The sequence below is a fragment of the Streptomyces sp. Tue6028 genome (genome assembly GCF_002300165.1).
Classification (GTDB): domain Bacteria; phylum Actinomycetota; class Actinomycetes; order Streptomycetales; family Streptomycetaceae; genus Streptomyces; species Streptomyces siamensis.
This window is the reverse complement of record NZ_MLCE01000003.1, coordinates 18,289-33,566: the sequence shown is the minus strand read 5'-3', so window position 1 is coordinate 33,566 and position 15,278 is coordinate 18,289. Positions and strand designations below refer to the sequence as shown.

At 72.9% G+C, this 15,278-nt stretch carries 14 protein-coding genes; 6 read left to right on the top strand and 8 right to left on the bottom strand.

The features are described from left to right. The first annotated feature begins 30 nt into the window (after positions 1–30). Complete coding sequence (locus tag BKI49_RS02060; RefSeq protein WP_095932438.1) at positions 31–1,479, top strand: MFS transporter; 1,449 nt, start codon at positions 31–33, stop codon at positions 1,477–1,479. Between the two features lie 148 nt (positions 1,480–1,627). On the opposite strand, the gene BKI49_RS02055 is transcribed toward BKI49_RS02060, so the two are convergent. From BKI49_RS02055 to BKI49_RS02025, 7 genes are all read right to left on the bottom strand, one after another. Beyond that, complete coding sequence (locus tag BKI49_RS02055; RefSeq protein ID WP_095932437.1) at positions 1,628–2,449, bottom strand: alpha/beta fold hydrolase; 822 nt, start codon at positions 2,447–2,449, stop codon at positions 1,628–1,630. A gap of 605 nt (positions 2,450–3,054) precedes the next feature. Beyond that, entirely contained in the window at positions 3,055–3,780 is a 726-nt protein-coding gene (locus BKI49_RS02050) for a GntR family transcriptional regulator (protein WP_095932436.1), read from the bottom strand. Positions 3,781–3,924: 144 nt separating this feature from the next. After that, a complete protein-coding gene (locus BKI49_RS02045; RefSeq protein WP_095932435.1) occupies positions 3,925–5,100 on the bottom strand; it encodes a serine hydrolase domain-containing protein in 1,176 nt (391 codons plus the stop codon). A gap of 196 nt (positions 5,101–5,296) precedes the next feature. Continuing rightward, positions 5,297–5,701, bottom strand: a complete 405-nt coding sequence (locus tag BKI49_RS02040; RefSeq protein ID WP_095932434.1) for a nuclear transport factor 2 family protein — start codon at positions 5,699–5,701, stop codon at positions 5,297–5,299. 8 nt (positions 5,702–5,709) lie between these two features. After that, complete coding sequence (locus BKI49_RS02035) at positions 5,710–6,675, bottom strand: acetylxylan esterase (RefSeq protein WP_095932433.1); 966 nt, start codon at positions 6,673–6,675, stop codon at positions 5,710–5,712. 245 nt (positions 6,676–6,920) lie between these two features. After that, the gene (locus BKI49_RS02030) at positions 6,921–7,688 is read right to left on the bottom strand and encodes a ferredoxin reductase (protein ID WP_095932432.1); all 768 of its coding nucleotides are present in this window, start codon (positions 7,686–7,688) and stop codon (positions 6,921–6,923) included. After that, positions 7,681–8,286: a sulfite oxidase-like oxidoreductase gene (locus BKI49_RS02025; protein ID WP_095932431.1), complete on the bottom strand. Its 606-nt coding sequence runs from the start codon at positions 8,284–8,286 to the stop codon at positions 7,681–7,683. The genes BKI49_RS02030 and BKI49_RS02025 overlap by 8 nt, the downstream gene beginning before the upstream one ends. A 296-nt stretch (positions 8,287–8,582) precedes the next feature. Here BKI49_RS02025 and BKI49_RS02020 point away from each other — a divergent pair, with 296 nt between their 5' ends. Next, a complete protein-coding gene (locus tag BKI49_RS02020) occupies positions 8,583–9,503 on the top strand; it encodes an NADP-dependent oxidoreductase (protein WP_095932430.1) in 921 nt (306 codons plus the stop codon). After that, positions 9,500–10,303 carry a GNAT family N-acetyltransferase gene (locus BKI49_RS02015; RefSeq protein ID WP_095932429.1) on the top strand — a complete coding sequence of 268 codons (804 nt, stop codon included), beginning with the start codon at positions 9,500–9,502 and terminating at the stop codon, positions 10,301–10,303. Before BKI49_RS02020 ends, BKI49_RS02015 begins: the two co-directional genes overlap by 4 nt. A 76-nt stretch (positions 10,304–10,379) precedes the next feature. On the opposite strand, the gene BKI49_RS02010 is transcribed toward BKI49_RS02015, so the two are convergent. Then, positions 10,380–10,799 (bottom strand): MarR family winged helix-turn-helix transcriptional regulator, encoded by a 420-nt coding sequence (locus BKI49_RS02010; protein ID WP_179332313.1) that lies wholly within the window; start codon positions 10,797–10,799, stop codon positions 10,380–10,382. Positions 10,800–10,978: 179 nt separating this feature from the next. Here BKI49_RS02010 and BKI49_RS02005 point away from each other — a divergent pair, with 179 nt between their 5' ends. The 3 genes from BKI49_RS02005 to BKI49_RS01995 all read left to right on the top strand — a co-directional run bounded on the left by BKI49_RS02005 (position 10,979) and on the right by BKI49_RS01995 (position 15,217). Continuing rightward, positions 10,979–12,055 (top strand): ABC-2 transporter permease, encoded by a 1,077-nt coding sequence (locus BKI49_RS02005; RefSeq protein WP_257004591.1) that lies wholly within the window; start codon positions 10,979–10,981, stop codon positions 12,053–12,055. Between the two features lie 177 nt (positions 12,056–12,232). After that, the gene (locus BKI49_RS02000; protein ID WP_095932426.1) at positions 12,233–13,018 is read left to right on the top strand and encodes a putative protein N(5)-glutamine methyltransferase; all 786 of its coding nucleotides are present in this window, start codon (positions 12,233–12,235) and stop codon (positions 13,016–13,018) included. 183 nt (positions 13,019–13,201) lie between these two features. After that, complete coding sequence (locus BKI49_RS01995; protein WP_095932425.1) at positions 13,202–15,217, top strand: NADPH-dependent 2,4-dienoyl-CoA reductase; 2,016 nt, start codon at positions 13,202–13,204, stop codon at positions 15,215–15,217. The last annotated feature ends 61 nt before the right edge of the window (positions 15,218–15,278 follow it).

Genomic DNA, 15,278 nt, shown 5'->3' with positions numbered 1-15,278 from the left:
TCCGCACAGGCGCCCCCGACGGGGTGCACGATGGCATCTGATCTGCGCGCCGCGGCGACCGCACCGCGCACGGCTCCCGGCGCGAGCCCGCTGCCGGTCCTCGTCGCCGCCTGCCTCGGCCTGTTCACCGTCTTCCTCCAGACCACACAGACCATCGGCACCCTCAGCGCGGTCCAGGACGACCTGGGTCTCGGCCCGGCCGACCTCGTCTGGGTGCCCAGCACGTACACGCTCGTGGTGGCCGCGTGCGTGCTGGGCGCCGGAGCGCTCGCCGACCGGTGGGGCCGGCGGAGTGTCTTCCTCGCCGGAGCCGTCACCATGGCGGTCGGCGGAGTCGTCCTGGTCCTCGCAGGCAACCTGGCCACCGTGCTCGCCGGGCAGGCGGTCGCGGGCCTGGGCGGCGCCCTCATCACGCCCAGCTCGCTCGCGCTCGTCACCCACGCGGTCCCCGACCCCAAGCGCCGAGCGGGCGCGATCGCCGCCTGGGCCGCCACCTCGGGCCTCGGTCTGGCGATCGGCCCCGTCACGGCCGGCCTCGCCCTGCGCTGGTGGACCTGGCACAGCGCGTTCTGGCTGAACGCGGCGGTCGCCGTCCTTGCCGCCGTGGTCGCCCTGCGGTTCGTCCCGGAGTCCCGGAACCCGTCCCAGCGCCTGGACTGGCCAGGCCAGGTGACGGCCATGGCCGGGCTGGGACTGATGGTCTTCTGGCTCATCGACGGCGGGCACCACGGTTACGGCTCGGCGCGCGCGGTCGCGGCCGTCGCCGCCTCGGTCGCGCTGCTCGCCGCGTTCGTCCTGATCGAACTGCGGCGCACGGCGCCCATGGTCGACCTGCGACTGCTGCGCGACCCCTCCTACGGCGCCTCGCTGGTGCTCGCCGCGACCGTGCTGTTCGGCTTCGTCGGCCTCTCGCTCCTCCAGGTGCTGTGGCTGCAGCGGGTCCGGGGACTGAGCGCCCTGGAGGTCGGTGCCCAACTCCTCGCACAGTTCGGCACGTTCATCGCCGCCTCCGTCCTCGCGGGCGTGCTCGTACGGCGACTGGGCCCGCGTACCCTGATCACCGCGGGGCTGCTGTTCGCGGCCGCCGGAGCCGCGCTCTTCGCGCAGGTCGGACCCGGCACCTCGTTCACCGGATACGTGGCCGCCTTCGTCCTGTTCGGACTGGGCAGCGGCCTCGCCAACGCGCCGTCCACCGCGCTCGCGGTCGGCCATGTGCCGCGCGGACGCGAGGGCGAGGCGGGCGGCACGGTGAACGCGGCCCGCCAGATCGGCGCCGTCCTCGGCACCAGTGTCCTCGGCACGCTCATGACCTCGCGCTTCGAGGACCGGGTCACCCAGGTCCGCGATCCGCGTGCCGCCTTCACCGACGCCGTCGGCTCCACCGTGTGGGTCGTCGTGGCGGTGCTCCTGGCCGGAGCGGCCGTCGCGCTCGCCCTCTCGGCGTGGACGCGGCGCACGACACCCGCCCGCAACGGCTGAGGGGTTCGCCCCGCCTCGGCGCCGAAGCCCGCGCATGCCCGGGGCCCCGAAACGGGGACCCGGGCATGCCGCACCCGATCCGGAAACCCGGCCCGCCGTAGGGGAAGCCGGGCCCCGGGGCGCTGCCGTCACGGCAGCCCCTGTCCGGTCAGCTACGGATGAATTCCAGCAGGTCGGCGTTGAAGGCCTGCTCGAACTCGCCCACCAGGCCGTGCGGTGCGCCCGGGTACACCTTGAGCGTCGCGTCCTTGACCAGCTCGGCCGTCTTCAGCGCGGCGGCCGCGATCGGCACGATCTGGTCGTCGTCGCCGTGCGCGACGAGCGTCGGCACGTCGATGCGGGCCAGGTCCTCGGTGAAGTCGGTCTCGGAGAACTGCCGGATGCAGTCGTACGCCGCCTTCAGACCGGCCTGCATGCTCTGCAGCCAGAACTCGTCGCGCTTGCCCTGCGACACGGCCGAACCCTCACGGTTGGCGCCGAAGAACGGCACGCTCAGCTCCTGGTAGAACTGCGAACGGTCCGCCGCCACACCGGCCCTGATCCCGTCGAAGGCGTCGAGGGGCGTGCCCTCCGGGTTCGCGTCCGTCTTCAGCATCAGCGGCGGAACGGCGCCCAGCAGCACCGCCTTGGCCACCCGCGCGCTGCCGTGCCGGCCGATGTAGCGGGCGACCTCGCCGCCGCCGGTCGAGTGCCCCACCAGGATCACGTCGGTGAGGTCCAGCTTCTCGATCAGTTCGGCCAGGTCGTCGGCGTACTGGTCCATGTGGTTGCCCTGCCACGGCTGCGCGGAGCGGCCGTGTCCGCGGCGGTCGTGGGCGACGGCGCGGAAGCCGTTCTCCGCGACGAGCCGCATCTGCCCGTCCCACGCGTCCGCGTTCAGCGGCCAGCCGTGGCTGAAGACGACGGGCTGCCCGCTGCCCCAGTCCTTGTAGAAGATGTCGGTGCCGTCGGACGTCGTGAACGTGCTCATGAGTGTTCCCTTTCGAATGGTGGTGCGCGGTGCGCGTGGTGGTGCGAAGTGGCGTGCGGGCGCCGTACGGCCGGCGGTCGCGCGCGGCCGGTCACACGGAACGGCGGACGAAGTCCGGCCCCGTGTCGGCTGCTTCCGGCCGGCCGTGGTCGATGGTCAGCGCATGCCCCGGTCCTTGATCTCGGTGATCTCGGAGGCGCAGGGGTTGTGCGGCGGCTTCTTGTGCGAGGGACGGGCGATGTGGGCCACGGCACCGCGTGGTCCTCCCGCCCGGGACGATCAGCGGCGGGCCGCCGTCGGGGTTCTCGGTACCGGTCTTGAGGGGGCCGCCGCAGGAGTGGCCGACGACGGGAAGCCGACCGGAAGGCGGTCCGCGCCGTCGGCCCGATCGGTCCGTTGTGCGTCGTTGGTGGTCACGTCGTCGACGCTAGACGTGATCGGCGCTCCTGGGATCGGTCACGTGACTGTCATCGGGTACCGGACACCGATCCGACCAGGTCGCGGCCCCGGCCGGCCCCCCGGCCGTGTCCTCGGGTTCCGCACCGGGGCGCAGTGCCGGCGGAGGCCGGTCCTCCTCGCGTAGCCCGGCCGGCGTCCCGGTACGGTCAGCCGGCCGCCGGGAGCGTGAACTCGTACACCAGGGCGTCCTGCCGGGCGTCGACGACGAGGTCGGTGATCTCCAGTGGGCGGTCGTACTGGTCGTGCACGCGACGGGTGACCCTGACGGACTCGGGGAGGCGGGTGATCGCGTCCCGGTGGTGCAGGGTCAGCCCCGCCTTGCGCATCCAGTCGTAGGCCCTGCGCAGTTGGGCCGACGCGGTGCCGTCGGCGCGGTCCCGGTAGCGGGCCAGCTCCTCGACCTCGGTGACCGCCACCGCGGAGAAGGACGTCACGGCCGTCCGCAGCCCCGTGCCGTCCGCCGCGGTCGACTCGTAGCGGTGGACGAGGGTCGGCCGGCGCGGAGCGAGGCCGAGGGCCTCCGCGTGTTCCGGCGGGGGTGTCTCCCAGGTCACGGTGGTCCGCTGGAGCGTGGGCGGTTCGGGGCTGAGCGCCCCGACCGGGAAGTCCAGGGAGGGGACGTGCTCGGCGGTGGTGCCGGGCAGCGTGGCGTGGCTGCCGCGCCGGTCCGTGGAGACCGTGCCCTCGCGGCGCAGCAGCTGCAGCGCCTGCCGCACCGTCTCGCGGCTCACGCCGAATCGTGCGGCCAACTCCCTTTCTGCCGGGAGACGTTCACCGGGTGCCACGGTTCCGTCGCGCAGCTCGCCGAGCAACTGCGTGGCGATCCTGGCGTAGAGCGGCTCGTGGTCGGTTGACTGGGTGGTGCGGGCCATGTCCGCGCCTCCTGCGTGGTGACAAGGCGTAGCCGTGCGGGCTCATTGCGCCACCACATCTAGCATTGGTCTAAACCACCAGGAAAGAGCAGCCGGGCAGTTCGGCCGATTTCAGTCCGCGCTCCCCGGCGGGCGTGGACCCTCTCAGAGCGTGCTGTACAGCGCGTCGACGAGCGCCGTCTTCCTTGGGTCGTCGGCGATGTGCGGGCCCATGCGGTTCATGACGTACCCCAGGGACACCCCCGTCTCCGGGTCGGCGAGACCGCAGGAGCCGCCGAACCCGTCATGACCGAAAGCCCTCGGGTTGGGCCCGTACGAGCCGTTGGCACCGCTCAGCCACAGCCCGAGCCCGATCTCCGTCTCGTTCTCGAACCCGGCACCGAGGACGAGGTCGCGGCAGCTGCCCTGCCCTTCGCGCACCCGCTCGGCGGCCCCCGGCGACAGCAGCTTCCGGGAGCCGTACGTACCCCGGCCGGCGAAGATCCCGTACAGCGCGGCGACCGCGCGCGCCGTTCCGTGGCCGTTGGCCGCGGGGATCTCGGCCGCCCGCCACCGGGCGGTGTTGGCTTCCCCGGCGCCGACCGCCGGATTGGTCAGCGCGGCCAGTGCGGCGGGCGCCAACTGGGCGAAGACGGCGGCCTGTTCGCTGGTCGTGGCGGCCGGCGGGTGCACCAGCTCGGCCGCCCGCTCCGCGTCCTTCTCCGGCAGCCCGATGGTGAAGTCGATGCCGAGCGGGCCGGTCACCTCGTGCTCCAGGAACGCGCCCGGCAGCAGCCCCGAGACCCGCCGCACCACCTCGCCGACCAGATGGCCGAAGGTGAGCGCGTGATAGCCGGACCGCGTTCCCGGCTCCCACCAGGGCTCCTGAGCGGCCAGCCGCTGCACGGTCAACTCCCAGTCGCAGAGCTGGGCGAACGAGTGCGGCTCACGCAGTCCGGACAGTCCCGCCCGGTGCGACAGCAGATGTCGTACCAGGACGTTCTCCTTGCCGGCCGCCGCGAACTCCGGCCAGTACTCGGCCACGGGGGCGTCGAAGTCGAGCAGCCCCCGGTCGGCCAGAATGTGGGCGCACAGGGCCGTCGGCCCCTTCGACGTCGACCACACGTTCACCAGGGTGTCCTGTTCCCAGGGCCGGGTGCGCGCCGCGTCGGCCCAGCCGCCCCACAGGTCGACGACCGTCTCCCCGTGCAGCGTGACCGCCACGGCCGCGCCCAGCTCCTCGCGGTCGCGGAAGTTCTCCTCGAACGCGGTGCGGACCGCCGCGAATCGCTCGTCGCAGTGGCCTTGGACGTCTTGGACGTCGGACGGGTGCTGGGACATGGGACCTCCGTCGTGCGAGCGCGGGCGTCCCCGGACGAACCCCGGGTCCGCCTGAACGTACCGACTGGTCGGACTGGAGGGAAGTGTGGTGGCCGGATCCACCCCGGAGGGCGGGCGCCCCGCCGACAGGCCCGGCGCCCCACCAGGTGCTCCCGGCCCGGGTCCAGCGCACCCGGGCCGGTCCGCACGACACCCCCTAGGTCAGGAAGCGCGAACCGGCCGGTTCCTGATGGCCCTCCAGCGTGTGCCAGTAGTCACGTGTCTCCACGGCCAGCCCGTCCGCGCCGAAGCGCACGAAGACGCAGCCCGCCAGTGTCGTCGGCTGCCCGTCCTCCTCGGCGAGGACGCGGAACTCGGCCACCGCGAGACCGTCCTGTCCGACGACCGGTTCGGAGAACCGAACATCGATCGTGCGCTCGGCCGCGAAGGACCACCGCACATACGCGGCGAGTTCGTCCCGCCCCCGGTGCGGTTCGCGGAAGGGCATCGACCGGTGGACGCAGTCCGCCGCGTACAGCTCCAGGATCGCGTCGACGTCGTGGTCCGCCCAGGCCCGCTCCCACACCCGGACGAAGTGCCGCGCCGCCCGCGCCGTGTCCATCGCGGCCCTCAGACGTGTGCGGGCAGCCAGTGCAACTGGGCCGCCTGCTGGTAGGGTCCGCCGCCTTCGTGGTCGTTGAAGTCGTACACCTCGATCTTCTTCCCCTCGTGCGCCCAGGCGTTGTACGCCGCGAACACCGTCGACGGCGGGCAGGTCTGGTCCTCCAACGCCGCCGAGAACAGGGCCGGCACCCGTCCGCGCGCGGCGAAGTGCACACCGTCGAAGTACGAGAGCGTGCGCAGCACCTGATCGGTGCGGCCGCGGTGGGTCTTGAGGTAGTTGCCGATCTCGCGGTAGGGGGCGCGGTCGGTGAGCACGGTGGCGCGCGGGAAGTCGCACAGGAACGGCACGTCGGGCGCGATCGCGGCCAGATCCGGCACCAGGCCGCCCACCGCGATGGTGATGCCACCGCCCTGGCTGCCGCCGAGGGCCGCGGTGCGGGCCGCGTCGACCAGCGGGTGCGAGCGCGCCGCCTCCACGGCGCGCACCGCGTCCGTGAACAGCCGCCGGTAGTAGTAGGTCTCGGGGTCCTCGACCCCGCGCGTCATGAAGCCCGGGAACGCGGGAGCGCTGCCCACCGGGTCCGGGGTCTCGCCGCCGCCCCACGCACTGGCCTGGCCGCGCGTGTCCATCACGAAGTGCGCGAAGCCCGCCGAGGCCCACAGCAGATGGGTGTGCGCGAGTCCGCGTCCGCCGCCGTACCCGATGTACTCGACGACCGTGGGCAGCGGCGCGTCCGCTCCGGCGGGCACCGTCAGCCAGCCCTTGACCGGGTGCCCGCCGAAGCCGGCGAACGTGACGTCGTAGGTGTCGACGGTCTTCAGGGGGGTCGCGAACGGTTCGAACCGGGCGGCGAGATCGTACTCGCGGGCCTCCTGGAGCGTCTTGGCCCAGAAGGCGTCGAAGTCCTCGGGCTCGGTGGACGAGCTGCGATAGTCGCGGAGTTCGTCAAGAGGGAGGTCGAACAGGGCCATGGAGGACCGCCTTTGGCATCGAAGGAGCGGATGATCACACCGTACGTGTGCGGTCAGGGGGCCGCCAGAGCCCGCCGCGCGCCGCCCGGCGTCACGCGGACGGGCTCGGCCGAACGGCTCGATCCTTGACGCGACGGCCCCGGCCGAATCGCCCGCCGAGCACCGGCGCCAGGCCTCGGCCGAACCGCCCGTCAAGGAAGAGCCGGTCTCAGCCGAACCGCCCGCCAAGGACGAGGCGCCCGGCCTCAGCCGAACCGCTCGATGCGGATGCGGTCCACCGGCTGGCCCGCCTCCACCAGCAATCGCGAGGCGTGCTCCGCGAAGGCGTTGGAGCCGCACACGTAGGCCTCCCAGCCACCGGGCGGCCGTTCGTCCAGGAGCGGGGCCACCTGTGCGGCCGTCATCCGGCCCACCGGTAGGCCCTCCGGCGCGCGGCGCGTGAAGACCGGCGTGGTCTCGGCGCCGAACTCGTCCGCGTAGATGAGCTCTTCGGGACCGCGTGCGGAGACGAGCAGCCGCAACGGTACGTCGAGCCCGCGCGCACGGTGGTGCCGCAGCATCGACATCAGGGGGACAACGCCCGAACCGGCGCCGATCAGCAGCGCGGGCCGGTCGCCGGGCCAGGCGAAGAAGCCGCTCAGCGGGCCGCGTACCTCCACCTGGTCACCGGGTGCGGCCACGGTGTGGAACCAGCCGGAGACCTCGCCGCCGTCGACGTGATCGAGGGTCAGCTCGATGTGGCCTTCGTCGTCGGGTGGTGACGCGAGGGAGTAGTGGCGCTGTGCCACGTACCCGTCCCCGGCCGTCAGACGCAGCAGCAGATGCTGTCCGGGCAGGTGCCCCGCCCAGTGCGGCACGGCGAACCGGAACGTGGAGGCGTGTGCCGTCTCCCGGCGGATCTCGGTCAGCGTGGCCGTCTGCCACGCCGCCGCGGCGCTCTCGCTCACGGCGATGCGGCCGGGCACGGCGAAGCGCGTCGGGGGCACGAAGGGCACGGTCGTCGTCTCAGTCACCGGAGTAGCGCTGCTCTTCCCAGGGGTTGCCGCGTGCGTGATAGCCGTTCTGCTCCCAGAAGCCCGGCTCGTCGTGGTCGAGGATCCGCAGCCCCTCGATCCACTTGGCGCTCTTCCAGAAGTACAGGTGCGGCACGATCAGCCGCGCGGGTCCGCCGTGCTCGGCCGGGAGCGGCCGCCCCTCGTACTCCCAGACGATCCAGGCGCGGCCGCCGGTGAGGTCGGCGAGCGGAAGGTTCGCGGTGTACCCGGTGTGCGCGTACGCGACCGCGTGGGTGGCGGCCGGGTCCGGGCGCACGGCCGCCAGGAACGCGTCCAGGGACACACCGCCGAAGCGCACCCCGAACTTGGACCAGCTCGTCACGCAGTGGATGTCGCCCTCGTACGCCGAGGCCGGCAGCGCGTGCGCCTCGTCCCAGTTCCACGAGCGCGGCTCGGCCACCAGGCCGTCGATCCGGAAGCTCCAGTCGGCGGGGGACAGGTCCGGGGTGACCTCGGCGGAGAGTACGGGCCAGTCGTCGCCCGCGTCGTACTGGCCGGGCGGCAGCCCGGCGTTGTGGACGCGCGGGCGTCCGGTGAAGCCTCGGGTGACATTCATGCGGCTGGTGCCTCCAGGCCGTCCGGGACGGCCCGCGGGTCGAGCGTGATCGGTACGCACGTGTGCGCGATGCGGACACGTGCTCAATGGTTACGCATTCAACCGTACGTGGCCGTGGGCGGTGCCGTGGGCCACGGCGGGCCGCCGTTCATTGCGGGCGCATGAACTCTCCGCGGGCCCGGGAATAGCCGCGCCGGGTTCCTCCTTGCTGCTGGAGCCGAGTCCGGTGGCCTGTACAACTACACCCGGTGTCCGGCCGCCACGACCGGTGACAGCGAGGGAGAGTGAGGGAGCAGATGCCCAAGGCGTACGTCTTCACGCGATACGGCGGCCCGGAGACGGAGGCGCTGGTGGAGCGGGACCGTCCGAGTCCCGGGCCCGGCCAGGTCCTCGTCGCGGTGCGCACGGCGGGGGTGAACCCCGTCGACTGGAAGCAGCGCTCGGGGTACCGGCGCCCGGGCGAGGCCGACCGCGAACTGCCCGTGGTGTTCGGCAACGAGGTCGCCGGGGTCGTCCTGGAGATCGGCGCGGACGTGACCGGGTTCGCCGTCGGGGACGAGGTCTTCGGCAGCCCGGTGGCGGGCGGATACGCCGAGTACACCCTGCTTCCCGTCGCCGTCACGGCGCACAAGCCCGCCGCGGTGTCGTTCCCGGACGCGGCGACGCTGCCCGTCGCGGCCGCGACCGCCTACGACGGCCTCCGCCAGCTCGCCCTGCCCGCGGGCGCGACCGTACTCGTCACCGGCGCGGGCGGCGGGGTCGGCGTGGCGGCCCTGCAGATCGCGCGCGCCTTCGGACTGCACGCGGTCGGCGTGGCCGCCGAGGCCAAGAGGGACCTGATGGAGTCGCTCGGGGCCGCGCACGTGGCGTCGGGGCCCGACCTCGCCGCACGGGTGCGCGCGGCGGCGCCGGACGGCGTGGACGCCGTCTTCGACCTGGTCGGGGGAGAGGTCCTGGAGGCCGAGGCGACGCTGCTGGCGGACCGAACGAAGCTGATCACCGGCGCCGACCGGCCGACGGTCGCCCGGCTCGGCGGCGCACCCGTCGAGCGGGCCCGTACCGCCGCCGTGCTCGACGAGGTGGCGCGGCTCGTCGTCGAGGGACGGCTGCGGCCCTTCGTCACGCTCACCGTGCCGCTCGACCGGGCCGGGGAGGCCCTGCGCACCATCGAGGAAGGCCACACCCGCGGCAAGATCGTGATCGAGGTGTCGGCATGAGCACGCGCCCCCCGAAGGACCGCGAGCCCGCGCTGCGCGCGGCCGGTGACCACGATGCGCTCCCGCACCCGGCCGGCAGACCGGAACCCGCCGCGCACCCCCTCGACAACCCCGCCCTCGGCTCGCTGACCGGCCCGCACGCGCACTTCGCGGAGCGTCGCGGGCGCGTCCTGCGCTATCCCGTGGACGTGTCGCCGTGGCTGGCGCTGCCCGACGAGCCGGACGCCGACGACTGGGCGGACCTGGCCGCACTGGCGGGCCCCGGAGCCGAAGCCCCGCTGGCGGGCTTCACGGGGCGGCTCCCGGACGGCTGGGAGGTGACGTTCGACATCGGCGGCGTCCAGCTGGTCGACGACGGGATCGCGGCGGCACCGGACGCCGAATCCGTACGGCTCGGTCATGCCGACGTGCCCGAGATGCTGGACCTGGTCGCCCGTACCCGGCCCGGCCCCTTCCTGCCGCGTACCGTCGAACTGGGCACCTATCTGGGGATCCGCCGTGACGGGGCGCTGATCGCGATGGCGGGGGAGCGGCTCCATCCGCCGGGCTGGACCGAGATCAGCGCGGTGTGCACCGACCCCGCCTTCCGGGGCGAGGGCCTCGCCACGCGGCTGATCCTGGCGGTCGCGCACGGCATCCGCGAGCGCGGCGAGACGCCGTTCCTGCACACCGCGGCGGGCAACACCAACGCCATCCGGCTCTACGAGTCGCTCGGCTTCCGCTTGCGCCGCACCACGCGCTTCCTGGCGGCCCGCGCGCCCGAGCGCCTGGGGGACGAACGGCCCGTAGGGGTCGGCTGACCCGCCGACGTGGCGGTGCGACGTACGTGTGTGGCGGTGCCACGCACGTGCGTGAGGCACCCGGCCCGTCCCGGGGTCAGCCCCCGGCGGGCCGTCCGGGCCGCGGTGCCTGCTCGACGGCCGCCGCGTTGTAGCGCAGCAGATAGGACGCGAAGCGCGCGAGGTCGTCCTCGGACCAGCCGGCGAGCCGCTCGCGGAACGCGCCGCGCCGGCTGCGGGTGACCTGGGCGAGGACGTCGCGGCCCGCGTCCGTGAGGTGCAGGACCTGGACGCGGTGGTCCTCGGGGTCGACCCGCCGCTCGATGAGTCCGTCGCGCTCCAGGGCGCCCACCTGGCGGCTCACGGTGGACTTGTCCAGCGCGTAGTGCGAGGCCAGGTCCGTGGCGCGGCAGCCCCCGCTCTCCTCCAGGTGACCGAGCAGGGTGTAGGAGACGAGGGACAGCTCGGGGTGCATGCGTCCCGCCGAGGCCCGCGCCCGCCGCGCGAAGGCGGTCATCTCGCGCTGGATGGTCTCGACGGCCGCGTCGACCGCGGGTGTGCCGGGGGTGACAACGGTCTCATCGGACCTCTCGGATGCCTTCACGGCACCTCCCTCCACTCTTCTGGTTGTATAGTACAACTTGATAGAGAGTTGTATATGCCAACCAATGGAGGATGAGGCTCGTGGCCACCGGTCTGCGTTCCCCGGCCCTGCGCCATGTGCTCACGCACCTGGTCACCCCGCTGCTGATGTGCCTCGGCATGGGCCTGGCCTACATGGGTGCGTTCGTGACACCGGAGCCGCACCACCTGCCCGTCGCCGTCGTCGGCAGCGGTCCCGAGGCGAAGGTCTTCGCCCAGACGGTCAAGGACACGGCGGGGGACGCGCTCGACGTCCGGACCGTCGCGAGCCGGTCCGATGCGGTGCATCTCCTCAAGTCCCGCGCCATCACCGGCGCCTACGTGCCGAGCGCCAAGTCCCCCGAGGTGGTCGTCGCCACCGCCGCGTCCGACATGGGTGCCATGGCCGTCGAGAAGGTCTTCAGGCCCGTCGCCGCGCACCAGGGCAAGCCTCTGAAGGTCACCGACGTCGCCGCGCCGGTCGACGACGACCCCACCGGCCAGGGCCTGTTCTTCCTGCTGATCGCGATCAGCATCGGCTCGTACGCCTCCGTCGCCGCGCTCGGCGCCGCCGGCGCCGGTCTGCCCATGCGGACACGGGCACTGCTGGCGGTGGGCGTGTCCGGCGTCGTCGGCGTCATCGGCGCGGCGCTCGCCGGGCCCGTCTTCCACCTCGCCCACCACGACCTCGCGAGCGTGTGGGCGATGAGCTGGCTCTACTCCGCCGGCATCCTGTTCATCGGCGTCGGGCTGCACACCTTCCTCAAGCGGTGGACCACGCTCGCGATGATGGTGCTGTTCGTGATGCTCAACTTCACCAGTTCCGGCGGCCTGTTCCGGCCCGAGCTCCAGAACGGCTTCTTCGGCGCCCTGCACGCCTTCTGGAACGGAGCCGGATTCGTCGAGGGCGTCCGCAGTCTCCTCTACTTCGACCACGACGGTCTGTCCGGCGACGTGGGCACGCTGGTCGCCTGGCTGGTGGTCGGACTGGGCGTCACGATGGTCGCCGGCGCCGTCGAGCGCGCCCGCGCCCGTGCGGCCGTACCGCAGAAGCCGGCCGCCCGACCCGCGCCCGAGCGCGCCCGGGAGACGGCGAACACGGCCGACGGGCAAGCGGCGGAGGAGGAGCTGGAGGAGTCGGTCGCCGTGTGAGCGGTCCTGCTAGGGTGGCGGTCCCGGCTGCGGACCGCCACAGCCGATGAGTTGCCGAGGAGGTGGGACCCATCACCGCAGTGACAGGTCGGGTGCTCTCACCTCGAGGCAGCGCGGCTCACCGGCGATAGGTGACCGCGAGAGCGCCCTTCGACTCATCGGAAGGCTCTCGGCTTCATGCCCCCTCTCTCCCCTGATTCCGTCGACTCCGTCGTGTCCGCGCTCCGCTCCGCCGGCTGCGTGTTCGCCGAGGACGAGGCGGAGTTGATCCTCTCCACGGCGCGCACCCCCGACGAGGTCGCCGTGATGGTGGACCGCCGCGTCGCGGGACTGCCCCTCGAACACGTCGTCGGCTGGGCCCGGTTCCACGGACTGCGCGTCCATGTGGAGCCCGGCGTCTTCGTACCGCGCCGCCGCACCGAGTTCCTCGTCGACCGGGCCGTCGCCCTCGCGCCCGGCGCACGGGTCGTGGTCGACCTGTGCTGCGGTTCGGGCGCGGTGGGTGCCGCCCTGGCCGCCGCTCTCGGCGCACCGGAACTGCACGCCGCCGACATCGACCCGGCCGCGGTGCGCTGTGCCCGGCGCAACGTGGCCCCCTACTCCGGCCGGGTCCACGAGGGCGACCTGTTCGCGGCCCTGCCCGAGGCGTTGCGCGGCCGCGTGGACGTCCTGGCCGCGAACGTGCCCTACGTCCCCTCCGAGGAGGTCGGTCTGCTGCCCTCGGAGGCCCGCGACCACGAACCCCTGGTCGCGCTCGACGGGGGAGCGGACGGGCTGGACCTCGTGCGCCGTGTCGCCGGCGACGCCTCCTCCTGGCTGGCCCCCGGCGGTTGCCTGCTGGTCGAGACGAGCGAACGCCAGGCACGGTCCGCCGTCGAGGCCTTCACGCGCGCCGGCCTCGAAGCCCGGCTCGCCGTGAGCGAGGAGATGTACGCCCACGTCGTGATCGGCTTCCGGCACTGAGGAGCGGGCGGTGCCGTGTCCGGCCGATGCGTTTCCGTGTCGGCCGGAGCGGGCCCGGTCGAGTGATCGATGTCGGCCGGAGCGGGCCCGGCCGAGTGACCCTCCTCATTGTGCAACTAGTTGCAAAAGGCGTGGCGCGTCCTCTACAACAGACTCACCACACCGTTTCCGGAGGGCCGCCCGATGAGCCGTTACCCGCACCTGCTGAACCCGCTCGACCTGGGCTTCACCACCCTGCCCAACCGTGTGCTCATGGGCTCCATGCACGTGGGCCTGGAGGAGGCCGAGCGCGGTTTCGAGCGGATGGCGGAGTTCTACGCCGAGCGGGCCCGCGGCGGTGTCGGGCTGATCGTGACCGGCGGCATCGCGCCGAACGACGCCGGTCGGCCGTACGAGGGCGGCGCCAAGCTCACCACCGAGGCGGAGGCCGACCAGCACGCCGAGATCACCGCGGCGGTGCACCGCGAGGGCGGCAGGATCGCGATGCAGATCCTGCACTTCGGCCGGTACGCCTACCACCAGGACCTCGTCGCGCCGAGCGCCCTCCAGGCGCCGATCAGCCCCTTCCCGCCGCACGCGCTCACCGACGCCGAGGTCGAGCAGACCATCGACGACTACGCGCGCGCCGCCCGGCTCGCCCGGCGCGCCGGATACGACGGTGTCGAGATCATGGGCTCCGAGGGCTACCTCATCAACGAGTTCATCGCCGCCGGCACCAACCGGCGCGAGGACCGCTGGGGCGGTTCGTACGAGAACCGGATGCGGTTCCCCGTCGAGATCGTCCGCCGTGTGCGGGAAGCCGTCGGCGAGGACTTCATCATCATCTACCGGCTGTCGATGCTCGACCTGGTGCCCGGCGGCTCCTCCCTCGACGAGGTCATCACGCTCGCCAAGGCGATCGAGGCCGCCGGAGCCACGATCATCAACACCGGCATCGGCTGGCACGAGGCCCGGATCCCCACCATCGCGACGTCGGTGCCGCGCGGCGCGTACGCCTGGGTGACCAAGAAGGTCATGGGCGCCGTGTCGGTCCCGCTGGTCACCACCAACCGCATCAACACCCCCGAACTGGCCGAGCAGTTGCTCGCCGAGGGGCACGCCGACATGGTGTCCCTCGCCCGCCCGATGCTCGCCGACCCGGACTTCGTCGCCAAGGCGCGGGACGGGCGGCCGGAGGCCATCAACACCTGCATCGGCTGCAACCAGGCCTGCCTCGACCACACCTTCAGCGGCAAGATCACTTCCTGCCTGGTCAACCCGCGTGCCTGCCACGAGACCGAGCTCGTCCTCGCGCCCACCCGGCTGCGCAAGCGCGTCGCCGTGGTCGGTGCCGGGCCCGCCGGACTCGCCTGCGCGGTCAACGCGGCCGAGCGCGGCCACGAGGTCACCCTCTTCGACGCCGCCCACGAGATCGGCGGACAGCTCAACGTGGCCCGCAAGGTCCCCGGCAAGCAGGAGTTCGACGAGACGATCCGCTACTTCCGTCACCAGCTCGAACTGCACGGTGTGGACGTCCGGTTGAACACCCCCGTCACCGCCGACGGGCTGGACGGATACGACGAGGTCGTCGTCGCCACGGGCGTCAGCCCCCGTATCCCGGAGATCCCCGGCGTCGACCACCCCAGTGTCGTCGGCTACCTCGACGTCCTGCGCGACGGAGCCGCGGTCGGCGAGCGTGTCGCCGTCCTCGGCGCCGGCGGCATCGGGTTCGACGTGGCCGAGTACCTGACCGACAGCGGCGACAAGGCGAGCGAGGACCCCGAGACGTACTTCCGCAACTGGGGCGTCGACATGTCCTACGGGACACCTGGCGGCCTCGCCGCGCCGGAGCGCCCCGCCCCGCCGCGCACCGTGCACCTCCTCCAGCGCAAGACCACCAAGGTCGGCGCCGGCCTCGGCAAGACCACCGGCTGGATCCACCGCGCCGAACTCAAGCACCGCGGCGTCACGATGGTTCCGGGCGTCCAGTACGACCGCATCGACGACGCCGGACTGCACGTCACCGTCGACGGCGACAGCCAGGTCCTGGAGGTCGACACCATCGTGCTGTGCACCGGTCAGGAACCGCGCCGTGACCTCTACGAGGAGCTGCTCGCCGCCGGCCGCAGCGTGCACCTCATCGGCGGCGCCGACGTGGCCGCCGAGCTGGACGCCAAGCGCGCGATCAAGCAGGGCACCGAGCTGGCGGCGGCCCTGTAGGCACCGAAGGCACGAGGGCCGTCCCGGGACCGACCCGGCGGCGGCCCTCCCTAGGATGAGG

Coding starts and splice junctions, on each gene's coding strand:
- BKI49_RS02020 (WP_095932430.1), top strand. CDS start 8,583: ATGCCCAAGGCGTACGTCTTCACGCGATACGGCGGCCCGGAGACGGAG.
- BKI49_RS02050 (WP_095932436.1), bottom strand. CDS start 3,780: ATGGCCCGCACCACCCAGTCAACCGACCACGAGCCGCTCTACGCCAGG.
- BKI49_RS02015 (WP_095932429.1), top strand. CDS start 9,500: ATGAGCACGCGCCCCCCGAAGGACCGCGAGCCCGCGCTGCGCGCGGCC.
- BKI49_RS02010 (WP_179332313.1), bottom strand. CDS start 10,799: ATGACCGCCTTCGCGCGGCGGGCGCGGGCCTCGGCGGGACGCATGCAC.
- BKI49_RS02055 (WP_095932437.1), bottom strand. CDS start 2,449: ATGAGCACGTTCACGACGTCCGACGGCACCGACATCTTCTACAAGGAC.
- BKI49_RS01995 (WP_095932425.1), top strand. CDS start 13,202: ATGAGCCGTTACCCGCACCTGCTGAACCCGCTCGACCTGGGCTTCACC.
- BKI49_RS02000 (WP_095932426.1), top strand. CDS start 12,233: ATGCCCCCTCTCTCCCCTGATTCCGTCGACTCCGTCGTGTCCGCGCTC.
- BKI49_RS02060 (WP_095932438.1), top strand. CDS start 31: ATGGCATCTGATCTGCGCGCCGCGGCGACCGCACCGCGCACGGCTCCC.
- BKI49_RS02045 (WP_095932435.1), bottom strand. CDS start 5,100: ATGTCCCAGCACCCGTCCGACGTCCAAGACGTCCAAGGCCACTGCGAC.
- BKI49_RS02035 (WP_095932433.1), bottom strand. CDS start 6,675: ATGGCCCTGTTCGACCTCCCTCTTGACGAACTCCGCGACTATCGCAGC.
- BKI49_RS02040 (WP_095932434.1), bottom strand. CDS start 5,701: ATGGACACGGCGCGGGCGGCGCGGCACTTCGTCCGGGTGTGGGAGCGG.
- BKI49_RS02025 (WP_095932431.1), bottom strand. CDS start 8,286: ATGAATGTCACCCGAGGCTTCACCGGACGCCCGCGCGTCCACAACGCC.